The following is a 3,450-nucleotide window of genomic DNA, read 5'->3' on the forward strand; positions in this document are numbered from 1 at the left end:
CGGGGATAGTGCACTACCCTCTTCTCATACCCCTTCAGTCACTCTTTATTCCTTGCCGCAATCTCGGTTAATACCGCTTTCAGCTCCTCAAATCTCGCCATATGGGGACTCACCCGATATCGCTTTCCATTCTTTAAATGGATAAAAAAACCTGTACCTCCTTCAGGAAACGTTCTCGTCTGGGACATCAGCTTATTGATTTTAAAATCGTTGATTGCCAGTAAGTCTTCCGGATAAAAATAGACTTTACGGTTGAAATACAAGCGAATAAAAATGTCTTTTTCGTTAAACTGGATAAACTGGACAGTTTGTAATGCATACGCGATGCTAGATCCTAACCAAATCACAGTTGCAGATATTGCAAAACAACCCAAACATAACGTTAAATAGTTTTCTGTAAATGTTGGATCTGAAGTTACTAATAACCAAATAGTAATAAATTCAATGTAGAAAAAAAATAAAAATCCAAGAGGCATAAACCAAATCATAAATCCATAACCTCCATGGATTACATCTTCATATTGATTATTTTGTACTGCTATACCAGCGCTCATAAAACACGTCTCCTAATTTATTAATGACTGTCGAAGGACCAAAACTGACAATAGCCGCAGGAATAAGTGGCATGCCATACGTCAAACCAGCGCTGATAGTACCAGCATATGCCGCCACTGCTATTTTGGTTATACTTAAAGACTTAATAGAAGGGTTATTTGTGTTAAAAATCTCAATCACCTGACTCGAAAAATTGGATAAACCTCCACTAACAGCGCCTAACTTAATTGCTGTTTTAAATTTTACAGGTGAATTAAAACCAAAGATAAAACTCGCCCCCGCCCCAATCACCGCACTACGCCACGGATGCGCATCCGCGGTAGACAGTGCCGAGAGAAACGATGAGGTACCACCCACACCGGCGTTTAATGTGTGTTTGGCAATAACCCCTTTATACTCCGAGAGAAAATGAACCGTTTGTTTCGAATAACTGGCGGCACTTTCAATGACTTTGCTATCCCGCGTCAACTGCATGGCCGCCATGACCGGTCTGGTTTTTCCTAACCATTGAACCGTTTTAGCCGCAAGCTTGCCGCCGGGGATGAGTGCTAGCGCTGACAGGCCGCGGTTAACCTCCACATTCAAGAGACGGTCACGACCTGTCCATAGCTCATCCATCGCTTTTAACTGACCGGCTACCGGTACAAAGTCCAGTGCGAGGGAAGCCATCGCCTTTATCCCTGGAGAACCGGTTGGCGTCTCTATCGGGGCTGGTTCCAGCGAGGGGGCTGGCTCCAGCAAGGGGGCCGATGCCTGCAACAACTCGCCATAACCCCCTTCTCCGGCCAACTGCTGGGCAAGGTAATTCAGGTAGGCGGCTTTATCGCTACGCGTATCGGCCTTCTCCGTCGGTAAATACAGCGCATCGATGGCCTCGGCAGCGGAAGGAGGTTCAACGCTCGCCCTCCCCTGCACGACCCCCTCACCAATAGCCTGCCCGAGATTATCGCTTAACACCTGCGCGGCATCAAAGCGCTGATGTTGGGCTGCGGCTTGCAGGCCGCCTGAGGCGAGTGCGCTGGCTTCGGACTGAAATCTCGACACTTTAACTGAAATATAGTTATTTTTTGTAAGCTATTACCTTCTTACTAGTGGGACATAACAATTCTTTAATAAGCATATCACCTACTCTATTTTTGAGTCTTTTATGAAGATAATATATTTGAAATCCTTTCCAAGGCAAAAAATATCCTATAAACGCAAAATTTAACCAAGAAAATATAGTTAACGATATTACTAGCTTTATATTTAAGAATAAAAATTTTTCATAAAATAAATTATATATGTATAAAATAAAAATAACACTTAAAAAGATCTTAAGTATATATTTTTGATATTTGATTTTTGGTAATGCAATTGCCGATGTATTATCCGAATAAATCATTTGTTCAAAATCCCATATTTCTTTATTAACCTCTATACTTTTCCCACACCTTTTTTTTATGTAGAACACAAATGTTAATGAAGCCAAAAAAAACACCAGAAAATGAGAGAAAAAAATATAAAAAACAATCCCATTTAAATATCTGAATTCATAGGCCACATAAATATTCCCAAATGTAAAATACCAGCCCGACAAAAAAAGCAACATTAAAAAATCCAAGTAAAATAAACAAATTGCTGTTTTTTTTCTTTTCATAATAAACTTAAAAAAATAAGTTAGTAAAATCAAAAAAAATACGGAAAAATAAATACATAAATTTTGCAAAACATTTACATCAAAATTGGGATTTATTTCTGGGAATAAATACGAACAAACCCCCGGAAAAAAAGGAAATGAACCCACACAAAAAGCCAAAGAAACGATAGCTATCTTTCTTTTTTGTAATGGGTTTGATTCATTTAAAAAAGGCATAAAATATCTCAATAAAATATTTTGTTTTTAGTCCATTCATAAGTTTTCTCATATGCTAGCTTTACATAAGGGGATGCGTAACTGTATACTTTTTGTGCCGTGTATCCCACACCAATAGCTGCGCCCACGGTTAAAATTATAGGTGTTTCTGCAATCGTTGATGCGCCAAGCAAACCTATGACTCCATAAGACGTCATAGCCGCCATTCCTGTGGTAAAAATAGTGCCAGTAGTTAAACTTCCAATTTCACCTACATATTTAATATCATTAATTTTATGATTATAAAAATTATAAGTTGCCTCCGTCACGCCTATACCAAAATCTAGAATGTTAAGCACGCCCGTCATATTTGTATATTTATAATATTGCAAAGGATTATAAGATAAATACAAACCTTTTGCTCCTAACAGTTTCAAATTTGAAGCTTTGGAATAACGGAAATTATCAGGTAATCCCAAAACTTTATTAGCATATTGAGAACCTAAAATTTTTACTTTATCTGAACCATTAACTTTTTTGACTTGAAAACCATTAAACTGAGATATACTCGCCCTGATAAATTGCTGTCCATTATTTCCATGAGCTATTATACCCGAACCATTAAGCTCATTTATAATACTTCCATAATCAACCCGAACATCCGCCAGCGGTGCCGGTTCCAGCGTCTCCGCCAACTCAACCCCATGCAAGTTTTCAGTGGTCTCCTTCCTCACCACCCCGCTGCCATAACCAACCACCGATGCCTGCGGCAACTCGCCATAACCCCCTTCTCCGGCCAACTGCTGGGCAAGGTAATTCAGATAGGCGGCTTTATCGCTGCGCGTATCGGCCTTCTCCATCGGTAAATACAGCGCGTCGATGGCCTCGGCAGCGGAAGGGGGTTCAACGCTCGCACTCCCCTGCACAACCCCCTCACCAATAGCCTGCCCGAGATTATCGCTTAACACTTGCGCGGCATCAAAACGCTGATGCTGGGCTGCGGCTTGCAGGCCGCCTGAGGCGAGTGCGCTGGCTTCGGACTGAAGGACGGCCGCACTGCC

Annotated in this window: 4 protein-coding genes; all 4 read right to left on the reverse strand. The window is 41.0% G+C overall.

The features are described 5' to 3' along the window. Window positions 1-38: 38 nt before the first annotated feature. Window positions 39-554 carry a hypothetical protein gene (locus T345_RS0113065; protein ID WP_028389689.1) on the reverse strand — a complete coding sequence of 172 codons (516 nt, stop codon included), beginning with the start codon at window positions 552-554 and terminating at the stop codon, window positions 39-41. Beyond that, window positions 526-1,599, reverse strand: a complete 1,074-nt coding sequence (locus tag T345_RS0113070) for a hypothetical protein (protein ID WP_028389690.1) — start codon at window positions 1,597-1,599, stop codon at window positions 526-528. Before T345_RS0113070 ends, T345_RS0113065 begins: the two co-directional genes overlap by 29 nt. A gap of 16 nt (window positions 1,600-1,615) precedes the next feature. Continuing rightward, window positions 1,616-2,410: a hypothetical protein gene (locus tag T345_RS0113075; protein ID WP_028389691.1), complete on the reverse strand. Its 795-nt coding sequence runs from the start codon at window positions 2,408-2,410 to the stop codon at window positions 1,616-1,618. An 8-nt stretch (window positions 2,411-2,418) separates the two neighbouring features. Further along, window positions 2,419-3,450: hypothetical protein (locus T345_RS15270; protein ID WP_028389692.1), on the reverse strand; the 1,032-nt coding region annotated here is incomplete at its 5' end.

This window comes from Legionella fairfieldensis ATCC 49588, from assembly GCF_000621525.1.
Lineage (GTDB): Bacteria > Pseudomonadota > Gammaproteobacteria > Legionellales > Legionellaceae > Tatlockia > Tatlockia fairfieldensis.